Annotated in this window: 13 protein-coding genes and 1 pseudogene; 9 read left to right on the forward strand and 5 right to left on the reverse strand. The window is 68.7% G+C overall.

Annotated elements, in window-relative coordinates; genetic code table 11:
- Positions 1-182: 182 nt before the first annotated feature.
- The 4 genes and pseudogenes from U9R90_RS09370 to U9R90_RS09385 form a co-directional block, all read left to right on the forward strand.
- A pseudogene (locus U9R90_RS09370) lies at positions 183-398 on the forward strand (sigma factor-like helix-turn-helix DNA-binding protein); the annotation flags it as partial.
- Between the two features lie 467 nt (positions 399-865).
- Positions 866-1717, forward strand: a complete 852-nt coding sequence (locus U9R90_RS09375; protein ID WP_411055923.1) for a helix-turn-helix domain-containing protein — start codon at positions 866-868, stop codon at positions 1715-1717.
- Between the two features lie 5 nt (positions 1718-1722).
- Positions 1723-1950 (forward strand): DUF397 domain-containing protein, encoded by a 228-nt coding sequence (locus U9R90_RS09380; RefSeq protein ID WP_411057692.1) that lies wholly within the window; start codon positions 1723-1725, stop codon positions 1948-1950.
- On the forward strand, positions 1947-2171 hold the full coding sequence (locus U9R90_RS09385; RefSeq protein WP_411055924.1) for a DUF397 domain-containing protein: 225 nt from the start codon (positions 1947-1949) through the stop codon (positions 2169-2171). The genes U9R90_RS09380 and U9R90_RS09385 overlap by 4 nt, the downstream gene beginning before the upstream one ends.
- A gap of 203 nt (positions 2172-2374) precedes the next feature.
- Here U9R90_RS09385 and U9R90_RS09390 read toward each other — a convergent pair whose 3' ends face one another.
- Together U9R90_RS09390 and U9R90_RS09395 are read right to left on the reverse strand one after the other, a co-directional pair.
- Positions 2375-2575, reverse strand: a complete 201-nt coding sequence (locus U9R90_RS09390; RefSeq protein ID WP_411055925.1) for an acyl-CoA carboxylase subunit epsilon — start codon at positions 2573-2575, stop codon at positions 2375-2377.
- Between the two features lie 38 nt (positions 2576-2613).
- Positions 2614-4206 (reverse strand): acyl-CoA carboxylase subunit beta, encoded by a 1593-nt coding sequence (locus U9R90_RS09395; protein WP_411055926.1) that lies wholly within the window; start codon positions 4204-4206, stop codon positions 2614-2616.
- Positions 4207-4495: 289 nt separating this feature from the next.
- On the opposite strand from U9R90_RS09395, the gene U9R90_RS09400 reads away from it, so the two are divergent.
- Positions 4496-5098: a YceI family protein gene (locus tag U9R90_RS09400; RefSeq protein ID WP_411055927.1), complete on the forward strand. Its 603-nt coding sequence runs from the start codon at positions 4496-4498 to the stop codon at positions 5096-5098.
- A 51-nt stretch (positions 5099-5149) separates the two neighbouring features.
- Here U9R90_RS09400 and U9R90_RS09405 read toward each other — a convergent pair whose 3' ends face one another.
- The 3 genes from U9R90_RS09405 to cimA all read right to left on the reverse strand — a co-directional run bounded on the left by U9R90_RS09405 (position 5150) and on the right by cimA (position 8851).
- Positions 5150-5737: a YdeI/OmpD-associated family protein gene (locus U9R90_RS09405; RefSeq protein ID WP_411055928.1), complete on the reverse strand. Its 588-nt coding sequence runs from the start codon at positions 5735-5737 to the stop codon at positions 5150-5152.
- A gap of 65 nt (positions 5738-5802) precedes the next feature.
- Positions 5803-7155, reverse strand: coding sequence for a hypothetical protein (locus U9R90_RS09410; RefSeq protein WP_411055929.1), 1353 nt, complete (start codon positions 7153-7155; stop codon positions 5803-5805).
- A gap of 49 nt (positions 7156-7204) precedes the next feature.
- A complete protein-coding gene (gene cimA, locus U9R90_RS09415; RefSeq protein ID WP_411055930.1) occupies positions 7205-8851 on the reverse strand; it encodes a citramalate synthase in 1647 nt (548 codons plus the stop codon).
- A 773-nt stretch (positions 8852-9624) separates the two neighbouring features.
- Between cimA and U9R90_RS09420 the strand changes: the two genes are divergently transcribed.
- The 4 genes from U9R90_RS09420 to mycP are packed head-to-tail and all read left to right on the forward strand — an operon-like array spanning position 9625 to position 13633.
- Positions 9625-10476 (forward strand): helix-turn-helix domain-containing protein, encoded by an 852-nt coding sequence (locus U9R90_RS09420; protein WP_411055931.1) that lies wholly within the window; start codon positions 9625-9627, stop codon positions 10474-10476.
- Between the two features lie 12 nt (positions 10477-10488).
- Positions 10489-10686, forward strand: coding sequence for a DUF397 domain-containing protein (locus tag U9R90_RS09425; RefSeq protein ID WP_411055932.1), 198 nt, complete (start codon positions 10489-10491; stop codon positions 10684-10686).
- Positions 10687-10729: 43 nt separating this feature from the next.
- Complete coding sequence (locus U9R90_RS09430; RefSeq protein ID WP_411055933.1) at positions 10730-12340, forward strand: hypothetical protein; 1611 nt, start codon at positions 10730-10732, stop codon at positions 12338-12340.
- 21 nt (positions 12341-12361) lie between these two features.
- Entirely contained in the window at positions 12362-13633 is a 1272-nt protein-coding gene (gene mycP / locus U9R90_RS09435) for a type VII secretion-associated serine protease mycosin (protein ID WP_411055934.1), read from the forward strand.
- The last annotated feature ends 401 nt before the right edge of the window (positions 13634-14034 follow it).

Below are 14034 nucleotides of genomic sequence, written 5' to 3' on the forward strand. Positions count from 1 at the left end.
GTTCCGATACCGGAACGGGCCCCGCCTCTTGTCGTGGGCGGCGACTCTCGGCCATTCCACCTGGCCCTTCCCTCCCACGGCACAGCGCTGAACCGTGCCCGAACGCGACCAACCCGGCCGAGCGCGCGGCAACACGCCTGGCCACAGGCGTAGTTCATTCACGGACCACTTCGAAGGCGGCGTTCCGCGGCTGGTGTGCCCGGATCGTACGGAACAGGGCCCTGGCGCTCATCGCGCGGCTGCCACGGGAACAGGCCGAGGCGGTGGTCCTACTGACCGTGGTGGGCCTGGATTCCCAGGGTGCCGGTGACCTGCTCGGCAAGCGCGCGGGTGCCGAGCGTACCGCCGCCCACAGGGGGCTGCGCAGGCTCGGGAACCTGCTCGGGGAAGCTGACGGCAGACAGCTGTGACGCCGCTGGCCGCGCGAAAGCCGGCCTTGCGACGGTTCGGACCTGTGCGGCAGTCCGTCCGGCGGCACTCGACGGGGGCCGGGGCGAGTGTCGCGGGGCGTCCGCTACGCCTTGAGTTCGGCCCAGATGACCTTGCCGCCCGGCGCGAGCGCCATGCCGACCGCGGCGGCCGGGGCGGCTACCAGAAAGTGCCGCACATTGTTCCAGACGGTGCGGGCTGCACTCCAGGCGGAGCGTGCGGGGCGAGCGCCCCGGATCGTGCTCGTACTCGGACTTGTCCGGCATTGCCCCTCCGGCGGTGCTGTCACGGTCAACTCGCTTGCAAGAAAGGGGGGTTGCTCTGATCCTGTCGCGAAATTATCACCACGGCAACTATCACAATCAGCCGTTCCGTCATAGCAATGGGAGCCCCGATGACAGTTGTCTGGCCCGAGGGTGCGGGACATCATGTGCGCATGTCACAGAGCGAGATGCCCACCATCCGCAGCCGTCGGCTCGGCGCTGAACTGCGCAGGCTGAGGACCGAGGCCGACCTCAGAGTTCAGGACGCCGCGACCGCTCTGGAGTGCGGTCAGCCCAAGATCAGCCAGATCGAGACGGGCAAGCGGGGCATACGGCAGCTTGATCTCACCACTCTGCTCAATCTGTACGGAGTGGCGGACGACAAGCAGCGGGCCAACCTGAAACGGCTGGCGCGCGACATACACAAGGTCGACTGGTGGTCAGGACAGGGACCGCTGCTGAGCGACGACCTGCGCGACTACCTCACACTAGAAGCGGACTCCTCCCTCGTCCGCTCCTACGAGCCGGCGGTGACGCCCGGTCTGCTGCAGACAGAGGATTATATGCGCCAGATATTCGCCGCGGGGGCCGAGGAGGATCGGGCCGAAACTCTTGTGGAGACCCGGTTGAGGCGCAAGAATCTACTGAACGAACACGGCGAATTCCGCTTCAGGGTTATTATCGACGCCTCCGTACTGCATCGAATGGCTGGACCCAGGGAACTTGTTCGTCAACAGTTCGAGTATCTGATGGAAGCGGGTGAGCTGCCCGGTGTCACCATTCAGGTCCTTCCGCTGGACATAGCGATGCCGCCTGCCCAGTACGCCCCGTACACTCTCTTCACCCTGCGGGGAGATCCTCCCGCCGAGGTGGTCTGGTTGGAGCATATGACCGGGGGAACGATACTGGAGCAGCGCGCTGACGTGCAGGTGTATACCAAGGCCTGGGATGATCTGACGGCTGCCGCCCTCTCCCCCGCGCAATCCATGCAGTACATCAGTGAACGGATCAGCAAAGGAAGGTAAGCATGATGCGCCGCACACCTGTCCCAGTCGCCGCACTCACCGAAACCGTTTCGGATGAGTGGCGCAAGAGCAGCCACAGCGGCCCGAACGGTTGTATCGAGTACACGGAACTCTCAGCCCGACAGCGGGCGATTCGAGACACCAAGAAGCGGGAGCTCGGAATGATTGTTTTCGATTCCACTTCTTGGCGGGCATTTATTTCAGGGATCAACACAGGCGTCCTGCGGCCATGAAAGAGGAAGAGCGGGAACGGCTCTACGCACTCGATCTCGCGGATGCCGAGTGGATCAGCGCACCCGGGAGCCCCGCGGACGGCCCGGTGGAGATCACCGCGCTCCAGGACGGTGCCGTGGCGCTGCGCAACCCCGCCGATCCCCACGGCCTCGTGCTGCGCTTCACCGCGGTCGAGTGGGAGGCGTTCAAACTCGGCGCGCTGGACGGGGAGTTCGACTGACGGCCCGCCGCGGGCCGGTCCGCCGCGCGGCAGCCCGCGCCCTGCCCTGCCCCTGATTGCCCGCGCCGGGACCCTGGGCCCGTACCGAGGCCTTGGGCCCGTACCGAGGCCTTGAGCCCGTACCGAGGCTTGGGCCCGGGCCGAACCCACAACGCACAAGCGCCCGACCGGGGAGATCCCCGGCCGGGCGCCTGAGACGAACGTCAGCCCTGCCAGCTGTGCGGGGCGCGGAAGCCCGGGGTGCGCTCCAGGCGGCGCCAGCCGGCCTTGGCGCGGCCGCGGTGGGCAGGGGCCTGGGGCTGAGCCGCGGCGCGGGCCATCAGGATCGCGGTGATGGCCGCGAGCTCCTCGGGCTCGGCGTGGCCCTTCTCGACGCGGAGGAAGTGGTCGCCAGGGGTGCTCATCTAAGTCGTGTCCCGTCTTCGTAGCGGTCGTCGCAGGGTTACTGCGGGGGGTTGCCGTGTTTGCGGGAGGGCAGGTCGGCGTGCTTGTTGCGGAGCATGGCGAGGGAGCTGATGAGGACCGAGCGGGTTTCGGCCGGGTCGATGACGTCGTCGACGAGGCCGCGCTCGGCGGCGTAGTAGGGGTGCATCAGCTCGGCCTTGTACTCCTTGACCATGCGGGCCCGCATGGCCTCGGGGTCCTCGGCCTCGGCGATCTGGCGGCGGAAGATGACGTTGGCCGCGCCTTCGGCGCCCATCACGGCGATCTCGTTGGTCGGCCAGGCGTAGGTCAGGTCCGCGCCGATGGACTGGGAGTCCATGACGATGTACGCACCGCCGTAGGCCTTGCGCAGGATCAGCGAGATCCGCGGGACGGTCGCGTTGCAGTACGCGTACAGGAGCTTCGCACCGTGCCGGATGATCCCACCGTGCTCCTGGTCGACGCCCGGCAGGAAGCCGGGGACGTCCAGCAGAGTGACGATCGGGATGTTGAAGGCATCGCACATCTGCACGAAGCGCGCGGCCTTCTCGGAGGCCTCGATGTCCAGCACACCGGCCAGCGACTGCGGCTGGTTGGCGACGATGCCCACCACCTGGCCGTCCAGCCGGGCCAGCGCGCACACGATGTTGCGGGCCCAGCGCTCGTGGATCTCCAGGTAGTCGCCGTCGTCGACGAGCTCCTCGATGACCTTGTGCATGTCGTAGGGACGGTTGCCGTCCGCGGGCACCAGGTCGAGCAGTACGTCGCTGGTCCGGTCCGCGGGGTCCTCGCAGGCGACGTGCGGCGGGTTCTCGCGGTTGTTGGAGGGCAGCATGGCCAGCAGGTAGCGGACCTCGGCGAGGCAGGTCTCCTCGTCGTCGTACGCGAAGTGCGCCACCCCGCTGGTCCCGGCGTGCACATCGGCGCCGCCCAGACCGTTCTGGGTGATCTCCTCACCGGTGACCGCCTTGACCACGTCCGGGCCGGTGATGAACATCTGCGAGGTCTCACGGACCATGAACACGAAGTCGGTCAGCGCCGGACTGTAGGCCGCGCCGCCCGCGCACGGGCCGAGCATCACGCTGATCTGCGGGATCACCCCCGAGGCACGGGTGTTGCGCTGGAAGATGCCGCCGTAGCCCGCGAGCGCCGAGACACCCTCCTGGATACGGGCGCCCGCGCCGTCGTTCAGCGACACCAGCGGCGCCCCCGCCGCGATCGCCATATCCATAATCTTGTGGATCTTCGTGGCGTGGGCCTCACCCAGCGCACCACCGAAGATCCGGAAGTCATGGGCGTACACGAAGACCGTACGACCCTCGACCGTGCCCCACCCGGTGACCACACCATCGGTATACGGCCGCCTCGCCTCCAGGCCGAAGCCGGTGGCCCGGTGCCGCCGCAGCTGCTCGACCTCCTGGAACGATCCCGCGTCCAGGAGCAGCTCGATCCGCTCACGGGCGGTCAGCTTGCCCTTGGCGTGCTGCGCCTCGGTCGCCTTCTCGCTGGGCCCGGCCAGCGCGGCCGCGCGGATCTCGCGCAGCTCGGCCACACGGCCACGGGCGCCGGTGGGCTCGCCCTCCGGGGAAGCGGTCTCGTCCAAAACGGTCATGTAGCGACCTTACGAAGTGCACCCAGCAAAAGGGGCCGTCGACTCCACACAGTCTCCGGGCCGTTTTCCTGGTAGCCCTGGACAGAACCCCCCTGCGGTGCAGCGTAAGTGACTGCTCAGGGGGCTCCGTGGTTGTCGGATCCACACAACCCTCCCCTGATCCCTTGCCGATCCCCTACTGAGGGACGCCTCACAGCAGCCCCAGGACACCAAAAGGTTGAAATCTAAACTAGATGGGCCTATGGTCGTTGTAGTTGAATCTTCAAGTGCATCAGCAAGGAGCAGAACCATGGGCATCTTCGGCCGCAGGAACGACAGCACCGCCACCGTCGCCGCAACCAACCCCGCACTCGCGGCGCTGACCGGCGACTACACGATCGACGCCGCGCACACCACGATCGGGTTCACCGCCCGCCATGCGATGGTCACCAACGTCAAGGGGTCCTTTGTCGACTTCACTGGCTCGCTGCACCTGGACGGCACCGACCCCGCCCGGTCCACCGCGACCCTCGACATCGTGATGGACAGCGTCGACACCGGCTCCGCCGACCGCGACGGCCACCTCAAGAGCGCCGACTTCTTCGACACCGAGCAGTTCCCCGCGATGACGTTCCGCTCGACGCGCGCCGAGGCCGCGGGCGGCGACGACTACCGCATCAGCGGCGACCTGACGATCAAGGGCGTCACCAAGCCGGTCACCATCGACCTGGAGTTCAACGGCTCGGCCACCGACCCCTTCGGCAACGAGCGCGTCGGCTTCGAGGGCAAGGCCGAGATCCTGCGCTCCGAGTGGGACCTGACCTGGAACGCGGCGCTGGAGACCGGTGGCGTCCTGGTCTCCGACAAGATCAAGCTGAACTTCGACATCTCGGCGATCAGGAACGCGGCCTAGTCCGCGTGCCGAGCGCGCATCCCGAGTCCTCGCCCTTGCGGGGCGGGAGGGTCACCGCGCCTTCCGCCCCGCCGCCAGCTCGGCGATCGCCTTCTCCAGCCTGGCCGCCCGGGCCTCGGGGCTCCGCGCCGTCATCAGGCCAAGCATGACCAGGTACCGGTCCGTCTTGCCAAGCCGCCCGAAGAACTCCGCCGCCTGCTGGTTGCCCTTCAGCGCGGCGGCCAGATCGTCCGGCACCGTGGCGTTCCTCTGCGACTCGTACGCCGCCGCCCACCGCCCGTCCGCCTGCGCCGCCGCGACCTCCGCGAGCCCCGGCTCCCGCATCCGGCCGGCGGCCGTGAGCGCCTCGACCTTGCCCACGTTCACCTTGGACCACAGGCTGCGGGGCCTGCGCTGGGTGTACTTCTGCAGGTAGTGGGTCGCGTCGTAGCCACGGCGTTGACCGTCGATCCAGCCGTAGCAGAGGGCCACGTCGAGCGCCTCGGTGACCGTGACCGAGCGCAACCCCGAACCCTTCTTGGCGATCTTCAGCCAGACCCCGGTCGGCAGCTCGTGGTGGGTGGCGAGCCAGGCCTCCAGTTCGGCCGAGTCCGCGAAGGTCTTGATTTCTACGCCGTCGAGAGCGTCCACAGTGTCCATGGGTAGACCGTAGGAGTGAAATAGGACAGTTCTTGTCCTCTATCGGTCGGGGGACTATCGGGGGACTACATGAACCCGCCACCGAAGTCGCCGCCGCCACCGAAGTCCCCGCCGCCGAACCCGCCGCCGAAGTCGTCCGAGCCGAAGTCCGCGCCCGACTGGTCGCCGCCCTCGTAGCCCGTCCCCGCACTCATGTCGGCGTCCGCCGCGTACGCCGGGCTGGACATCATCGAGCCGAGCATGGTGCCGATCAGCAGGCCGGGCAGAATGCCGCCGTAGTAGCCGCCCGCCCAGGGTCCGTAGACCGGGCCCGCCTCGTAGTACGGACGGCGGCCGTGTTCCGTGTCGACCTGGCGGACCGCGGGGTCCTCGCCGTCCTCGATCCGCGCCTGGTCCGCCGCGCAGACCGGCACCTCGCGCTGGGGTGCGCCCACCGGGGCCCAGGACACGTCGGCCACGGACGGGCCGTGCCGCGGGTCGAAGAAGCAGGGCGACCTGCGCTCGGGCAGCTCGCGGCCCTCGCGGCGGGCGGCCAGTACGGCGAGCGAGAAGCGGCCGTCCTCCACGGCCTGGGTCACCGCGCGCACATCGTCGGGGCGCTCGGCGGCGGCCATGAGCGACTTGGCCTGTTCGTACGCGTCCAGGGCGTGCTCGTAGTCCGTACGCATCTGATCCGTCGCGCCCGGCTCGCCTGGGTGGAAGTCCAGGCGGTCCAGTTCCTCGCCGAAGGCGGTGATGTCCTCGTCGACCACGACGGCCAGCTTCGCCAGGGCGTTCCGCTCGGCCTCGGCCTTCTTCGCGCGGTTCCGCCTGACCAGGGCGTACGCGCCCGCGCCACCGGCCACGGCGACCGCACCGAGGGTGATCAGGGCCTCGCCGGAGGCGCCCTCGTCCTCGCCGGATGCGGTGCCCCAGGAGGCCGGGGCGCTGCCGCGGACGCTGTCGACCGCCAGGTCGGTGAAGCTGCTCAGCCGGGCCGCGGTGGTCGTGCCCTCCATGCCCGCCTTGACGTTGCTCACGCCGTCTTCGGACAGGACGACGGAGTCGGCCTTCGCGTCGAAGGTGTCGCCGAGCTGGATCCCGTACAGCCCGGTGATGCCGGTCTGCGCGCGCAGGGCCCTGAACAGCTGCTCTTCGGGCACGCCGGCCCGCTCGGCGAAGTCCGCCGGGAGCACGGCCACGAACACCGGCTTGTCCGCGTCCTTGATCCGCTGGGCCAGGGCGTCCGCGTCCGCCGTCGTGAGTTCGGCCGATGCCGCCTCGTCGACGTAGACCGGACTCTCCCTGAGGGCCTGGCCCACCTCGGAGACGGACGTGGCCGCGTACGCCCCAGGGGCCGCGAGGAAGGCGACCCCCAGGGCGAGCAGCAAGACAACGGCGAACCGGAGAATGCTCTGCACCGCTATGTGGGGCCTCATACGTTCGACGGTAACTCCGTCGAAGGCGACATGGGCCGCCGCGGAGGCCTCAGTCGACGGGTTCGACCCCGGCCCGCAGCAGCCCGTACGTGTAAGCGTCCTCCAGCGCCTGCCAGGACGCCGCGATAACGTTCTCGGCGACCCCGACCGTGGACCACTCGCCGTCGCCGTCGGAGGTCGAGACCAGGACGCGGGTGGTCGACCCAGTGCCGTGGGTTCCTTCCAGGATGCGGACCTTGTAGTCCACCAGCTCCATCTTGGCGAGCTCCGGGTAGAAGCGCTCAAGGCCAACGCGCAGGGCCCGGTCGAGCCCGTTGACCGGGCCGTTCCCTTCAGCCGTGGCGACGATGCGCTCGCCCTTGGCCCAGAGCTTCACGGTGGCTTCGTTGGCGTGGGTGCCGTCCGGGCGGTCCTCGACGATGGCGCGCCAGGACTCCACCTTGAAGTAGCGGCGGCGCTTGCCCTCGGCCTCCTCACGCAGGAGCAGCTCGAACGAGGCGTCGGCTGCCTCGTAGGTGTACCCCGCCAGCTCGCGCTCCTTGACGCGCTCGACGACCCGGCCGACCAGTTCGCGGTCGCCGCTGATGTCGATGCCGAGCTCCTTGCCCTTGAGCTCGACGGAGGCGCGTCCGGCCATGTCGGAGACCAGCATCCGCATGGTGTTGCCGACCCGCTCCGGGTCGATGTGCTGGTACAGATCCGGATCGACCTTGATCGCGGAGGCGTGCAGGCCCGCCTTGTGGGCGAAGGCCGAGACACCGACGTAGGGCTGGTGGGTGGAGGGCGTGAGGTTGACGACCTCGGCGATGGCGTGCGAGATACGGGTCATCTCGGCGAGGGCGCCGGGCGGGAGCACCTGCTTGCCGTACTTGATCTCCAGGGCGGCGACGACCGGGAAGAGGTTGGAGTTTCCGACGCGTTCGCCGTAGCCGTTGGCGGTGCACTGGACGTGGGTCGCGCCCGCGTCGACGGCCGCGAGGGTGTTGGCGACGGCGCACCCGGTGTCGTCCTGGGCGTGGATGCCCAGGCGCGCGCCGGTGTCGGCGAGGACCGTGGCGACCACGGCCTGCACCTGTGCGGGGAGCATCCCGCCGTTGGTGTCGCACAGGACGACGACATCGGCGCCGGCCTCGGCTGCCGTACGGACGACGGACTTGGCGTAGGCGGGATTGGCGCGGTAGCCGTCGAAGAAGTGCTCACAGTCGACGAAGACCCGCCGCCCTTGCGCGCGCAGATAGCTCACGGTGTCGGCGATCATCGCGAGGTTCTCGTCCAGGGTGGTGCGCAGGGCGAGTTCGACGTGCCGGTCATGGGACTTGGCGACCAGCGTGATCACCGGCGCGCCCGAGTCGAGCAGCGCCTTGACCTGCGGGTCTTCGGCGGCGGTCGCTCCCGCGCGGCGGGTGGCGCCGAAGGCGACCAGTTGCGCGTACTTGAAGTCGATCTCGTCACGAGCGCGGGCGAAGACCTCGGTGTCGCGGGGGTTGGCGCCCGGCCAGCCGCCCTCGATAAAGCCCACGCCGAAGTCGTCCAGGTGCCGGGCGATGGTCAGCTTGTCCGCGACGGTGAGGTTGATGCCCTCGCGCTGCGCGCCGTCGCGCAGCGTGGTGTCGAAGACGTGGAAGGAGTCGTCGAGCCGCGCGCTCTGGGGGTTCTGAGAGTGCGCGTTGTCGTTCTCGTCGGTTGCGTCCGTCATTGCTGATCTGGCTCCTGTGTCGGATCTCGGTCTACCGGAATGACCGGTTCCACCGTCCCCTTAATGATCCCAGGCGCTCCGCCCCCGGCTGTGGTGGGCCAGGAAACAGAAAAACCTCTCGCGGGTGCGAGAGGTCTGCGCGCGGGTCTGAGACGACGGTGTCCGCCCGTACATGGTGGTACGTAGCGGTCACTGCGGACCGGCGCGCCTGCTGCCAATAATCGTGGCGAACGAGAGCACGGCGGCAGTTTGGCACAGTTCCGCGGTGTTTCGGGGTGGGGTCTCACGATGCGGGCGGTGGGGGTGCGGGTTCTGGCCATGGGTGGCGGGCCACCCGACCCCGCGTCAGGGCCGACCCCCTGGCCCCCGGGTCCGGCCCTCCGCCCGNTCGTGCGCGGCGAGGACGGCCCGGAGGGTGGCGCGGGCGATGGCGGGGGCCCGGGGGTCGCGGGGGATGGCGAGTTCGTACTCCCAAGGGTCGGCGAAGGCGATGGGCGTGAGGTCGGGGATCGCGTTGTCGTTCATACGGCACCTTCCTAGTGCGGCGTTGCGATGACGCGGGCCGTGGCGCCAGGAGTCGGCGGTGGCTCTACCTGCCCGGCTGGAGCCGGGCAGGTGCACTTCCGCTGGTACGAGGCGGGTGGCCTGCGTCACACGATAGACCCAACACCCAACCCGTGAGACCGAGTTCACTTCAACGAGTGAAATCCTGGATACCGCTAGACGCCCATAGCGCTGATCGCCACACTGAGCCGCGAACAAGGAGACGACGCATGGCACCACGGCAGACGCCCACCGTTCGCCAACGGCGCTTCGGAAGCGAGCTTCGAAGACTCCGAGAGGCCGCAGGCCTGTCCGCGCCCAGGGCTGCCGAGCTGCTCGGCACCGACCGTACGACCATCTCCAACGTGGAGGCGGGGCGCTTCGGCATCAGCAAGGAGCGACTCTGGCGGCTCGCAACGATCTACGAATGCGACAACCAGGAGCTGATCGACGCCCTGGCTGCCATGACCGGGGGCCGCACGCGGGGTTGGTGGGACGAGTACCGGGACAAGATCCCACCCGACTTCGTGGACCTGGCGGAACTGGAGCATCACTCGACCAGCCTGCGCGACCTCCAGACCGCCCACATCCCCGGCGTCTTCCAGACCGAGGAGCACGCACGCGCCCTCTTCGACCTCTTCATCCCGGCACTGCCCCGCCTGGAGGTCGAGCTGCGCATCGCCCACCGCCTGGCCAGGCATCGAGTGGTGTCGAACACACCCGGAGTCCCGTACGTGGCGATGGTCCACGAGACAGCCCTGCGACTGCGGACCGGCGGCCGCGAGGTGGCCAAAGCCCAGTTGGCGTACCTCCTGGAGGAGAGCGAGCGACCCAACGTCAGGCTGCTCATCATCCCGTTCGCAGCCGGACGCTTCCCCATGGCCGGTGACTCCGTGCTGTACCTGGCGGCTGAGAGCCCTCTCCTGGACACCGTCCAGGTGGACACACCCATCGGCGCCGTGTTCTTTGACTCTTCGACGCAGTTGGCCAACTTCCGCAGGCGCCTGGACGTAGTCGAACAGGTAGCGTTGAATCCGAACAAGTCGAGGGACCTGATCCGGAAGATCGCCGAAGAACTGTAAGAGGTGCTCCCCTTGCCCGAGTTGCAGTGGCTCAAGTCGTCGTTCTCCGAGGCCTCCGCGAATGCCTGCGTCGAGGTCGCCGCCACCGCTGACGGCGTGGCGCTTCGCGAAAGCGACGTACCGGACCTGCGGCTCAGCACAGACCCGGCAGCCCTCCGCGCACTCGTCCTGACCCTCAAGGCCCGAAACATCAACTGTCACAGGCGGTAGCTAGAGTTACTCTCCGAAGCTTTGGCTCTACGGGGAGGGAACGATGGCGGGTGAGGACGGGGGCGGGGGCCGGAGCCCACAACCCCGGCTCCAGTACACGGACTTCGAGTCGATGTCGCATGCGCAGCTGGTGCAGTTGCTGGCGTCGGCGAACGCGGCAGGCCCCGCGGACCTGGCCCGCAAGCTGTCGGCCGCGGCGAAGACGATCTCCAAGATCGGCGAAGACCTGAAGACGCACGTGGGCGGCCTGTCCTGGCACGGCGAGGGCGGCGACACGTTCCGCGAGTGGGGCAACCAGACAGCCAACGCAACGCTTCGCCTTGGCGAGTACAGCAAGGTCGCCGGGCACTGGCTGGCCGAGGCCTCCCAGGCCATCGCGGAGGCGAAGGCCGCCATGCCGCCACTGTCGGAGACGACGGACGCGCGGGCGGACCTGACCAAGGCACAGAAGAGCTACGCGGCGGCGACGGACCCGGACAACCGCAACGATCCGGATGCCCGGACGACCGCGCAGACGGCCCGCTCCGACGAAGCGGCGGCGCAGGGGCGGATGGACGCGGCGCGGGGCGAGGCGGTGCAGCGCCTGCGGAAGCTGGCGCAGACGTATGAGTTCTCTGCGCAGCAAGTCCAGTCGGAGCAGCCGCCTACGTTTCCGCCACCGGCGATGCACCTGCGTTCCGACCAGTGGGAGCCGACGGGCCATCGCCCGGAGTATGGGGCGGCTCCGGCGCAGAGCGGTGGAGCGGGGGTCGTAGCGAGCGCACCTGCCGGGCCGCCGCCTGGGACAGCGGCGAGCGGAGCGGGCGTCGTGGCGAGGGGTCCTTCTGCCTCGCCCGCTGAGGCTGTCGACTCGCCTCCGCCCTACTCCCCCGGTGCTGCGCTGGGCGTCGGATCCGCAGGCAACGGCGCGTCGGTGCCGATCGCCACAGGGCCCGCCGGGCCCCCAGTCAGCATGGAGATCGACAGCGTGGCCCCGCTGCCGCAGGCACCAGCAGCGTCACCACCCGCAGGCCCGAATAGCCCGCCGATTACGGGACGACCGGATGTCGGTCCAGTCCTGCCTCCGGGGACCATGCCGCCGATCGTGGGCGGCAGCGGCTCCGGACCAACACCGCCCGGCCCCTCAACGGGTACGGGACGCCCGATCACCGGGACAACCCGCCCAGTCGGCCTGCCCGGCCAGAGCCCGGCAAGTCCCGGCACGGCCGCGCGGATGCCGCGCGACAGCGGCATCATCGGCGGGCGCCCCACCCAGACTGGTAGCGGACGCCCCACCGGTGCCGTCCCACGCGGCACGGTCATCGGTTCCGAAGTCCCGTACGGCCGCGGCCCGGTCGGAGCACCCGGCATGGGCGCCGGGACGGGCGGCAGCACCCCTGGCCGGGGTGGTTCGGCAACCGGCCGCCGCCTCGCCCGCGAGAGCGGCGGAGTGATCGGCGGTCTGCCCCAGCAAACAGGCCGCACCACGGGCGGCCCGTTCACTCCAGGCGGCACCAAGGTCGCAGGTGGCGGCACCCCCGTACCACCGCCCGGCACCTCCCAGCCACGGCGCCGCGACGACAGGCGGGCCGATCGCCCCGGCCTCACCACCGAGGACGAAGAGACCTGGCAGCAGGGCCAACGGCCGGTAGTCCCCCCGGTCATCGACAACTAGCGACGAGCAGAAGGCAAACAGATGCACACCCCGAGCAGGCGACCAGCCCGGTTCAGAACTGCCCTGGCGGCCGGACTGGGCCTGCTTCTGGCAGGCATCGCCACCGCGCCGGCGCACGCCGACTCCGTACGCGAGGACCAGTGGCACCTGGACGCGATGCACGCCGAGGAGATGTGGCAGACCAGCACCGGCAAGGGCGTCACCGTCGCCGTCATCGACTCGGGCGTCGACGACTCGATCGCGGACTTGCGCGGCCAGGTACTTGATGGCAAGGACTTCTCGGGGCTCAAGGGGAACGAGAACACCGACTACGACCACCATGGCACAAGAATGGCCGCCTTGATCGCGGCTACGGGCGCTCGCGGCGGGCCCAATGCATCGTTTGGCCTGGCACCGGGAGCCAAGATCCTCCCCATCCGGATGCGCTACTCGCAGCAAGACATCGGAGTCGGAACCACCAGCGCTTGGTTCGAGGCTCTTACGAAATCGATCCGCTTCGCCGCAGACTCTGACGCACAGATCATCAACCTCTCGCTGGGCACTACAAGTTCCACGAGCCAGGAAGGCATAGGAGCACCCGAACTGGCCGAATCAGTCAAGTACGCCCTGGGCAAAGGGAAGCTGCTCTTTACTTCAGTCGGCAATAGCGGCAGCAAGGGAAACCCTGTCCAATACCCTGCTGCGACGCCAGGCGTCGTGGGAGTCGCTGGAGTCGACCGAGATGCAAAGCCGATGAAGAACTCCCAGTGGGGCTCTCAAGTTGACCTCGCTGCCCCTGGGGAGGACATCGTTGGCGCATGCCCGGCAAAGACCCAGATCTGCAAAGGCGCAGGAACAAGTCAGGCATCCGCCCTGGCCTCCGCCTCCGCCGCCCTCATCTGGTCCAAGCACCCCGACTGGACCAACAACCAAGTCCTACGCGTCCTGATGCAAACCGCCAGCGGCAATGACAAGGGCCTCTCCCGAGACGACGTCGTCGGCTACGGCGTCGTCCGCCCTCGCATCGCCCTCAAGAAACCTGGCGACCCCGGCCCCGCCGACGAATACCCCATCCCCGGCCAACCCGACGAGGCCGGGTCCGCCACCGAGGCCCCCTCCCCCAAGCCGTCCACGTCCAAGGACGACGATGCGAAGGAAACGGACGAGGAGCAGCGCAACCAACAGCCCGCCGCTGCCTCCCCGTCCGACGACAACAGCAATGCAGGCCTCTGGCTAGCCCTCGGCATCGGCGCCGCCACCCTCCTGGGCACAGCCATCGCCGTCCCCACCGTCATCCGCAACCGCCAAGGCTGACCGCAGACCATCAACACACCTGAAGGGAATCAGTCATGGCTTGATCCGAGTCGGAGCAGCTGAAGGCCAAGGGGCTCCAGGCGCGGTCCTCGCAGACGCAGCTCAATCAGGTACCCGTCCAGGGGCGGCGGTGGGCAGGACAGCGGCGCGGCAAGTGAGGTCCAACAAGGCCACGTGGGCCAAGGCAGGCGACGATGTTGACTCACCCAGCGAGGCAGTCGCGAAGGCTCTGACGAAGCTAGCGGAGGGCCAGAAGGGTGCCGACACCGGCAGCAGCGGAGTGCGAGGCCTACGCCTCTTGGGCGTGGTACGTCAAGAACGTGAGCGGTATATACCACCCCTGGGCCAGCCGATGGAGAAGTCGAACAACGAGCAGGCCACTTCGAGCACGCCCGCGAAGG

It is taken from the genome of Streptomyces sp. E11-3, from assembly GCF_046540415.1.
Taxonomy (GTDB): domain Bacteria; phylum Actinomycetota; class Actinomycetes; order Streptomycetales; family Streptomycetaceae; genus Streptomyces.

Excerpts from the sequence above, each read along its gene's own strand:
- U9R90_RS09375 (WP_411055923.1), top strand. The coding sequence starts at position 866 with ATGTCACAGAGCGAGATGCCCACCATCCGCAGCCGTCGGCTCGGCGCT.
- U9R90_RS09380 (WP_411057692.1), top strand. The coding sequence starts at position 1,723 with ATGCGCCGCACACCTGTCCCAGTCGCCGCACTCACCGAAACCGTTTCG.
- U9R90_RS09385 (WP_411055924.1), top strand. The coding sequence starts at position 1,947 with ATGAAAGAGGAAGAGCGGGAACGGCTCTACGCACTCGATCTCGCGGAT.
- U9R90_RS09390 (WP_411055925.1), bottom strand. The coding sequence starts at position 2,575 with ATGAGCACCCCTGGCGACCACTTCCTCCGCGTCGAGAAGGGCCACGCC.
- U9R90_RS09395 (WP_411055926.1), bottom strand. The coding sequence starts at position 4,206 with ATGACCGTTTTGGACGAGACCGCTTCCCCGGAGGGCGAGCCCACCGGC.
- U9R90_RS09400 (WP_411055927.1), top strand. The coding sequence starts at position 4,496 with ATGGGCATCTTCGGCCGCAGGAACGACAGCACCGCCACCGTCGCCGCA.
- U9R90_RS09405 (WP_411055928.1), bottom strand. The coding sequence starts at position 5,737 with ATGGACACTGTGGACGCTCTCGACGGCGTAGAAATCAAGACCTTCGCG.
- U9R90_RS09410 (WP_411055929.1), bottom strand. The coding sequence starts at position 7,155 with ATGAGGCCCCACATAGCGGTGCAGAGCATTCTCCGGTTCGCCGTTGTC.
- cimA (WP_411055930.1), bottom strand. The coding sequence starts at position 8,851 with ATGACGGACGCAACCGACGAGAACGACAACGCGCACTCTCAGAACCCC.
- U9R90_RS09420 (WP_411055931.1), top strand. The coding sequence starts at position 9,625 with ATGGCACCACGGCAGACGCCCACCGTTCGCCAACGGCGCTTCGGAAGC.
- U9R90_RS09430 (WP_411055933.1), top strand. The coding sequence starts at position 10,730 with ATGGCGGGTGAGGACGGGGGCGGGGGCCGGAGCCCACAACCCCGGCTC.
- mycP (WP_411055934.1), top strand. The coding sequence starts at position 12,362 with ATGCACACCCCGAGCAGGCGACCAGCCCGGTTCAGAACTGCCCTGGCG.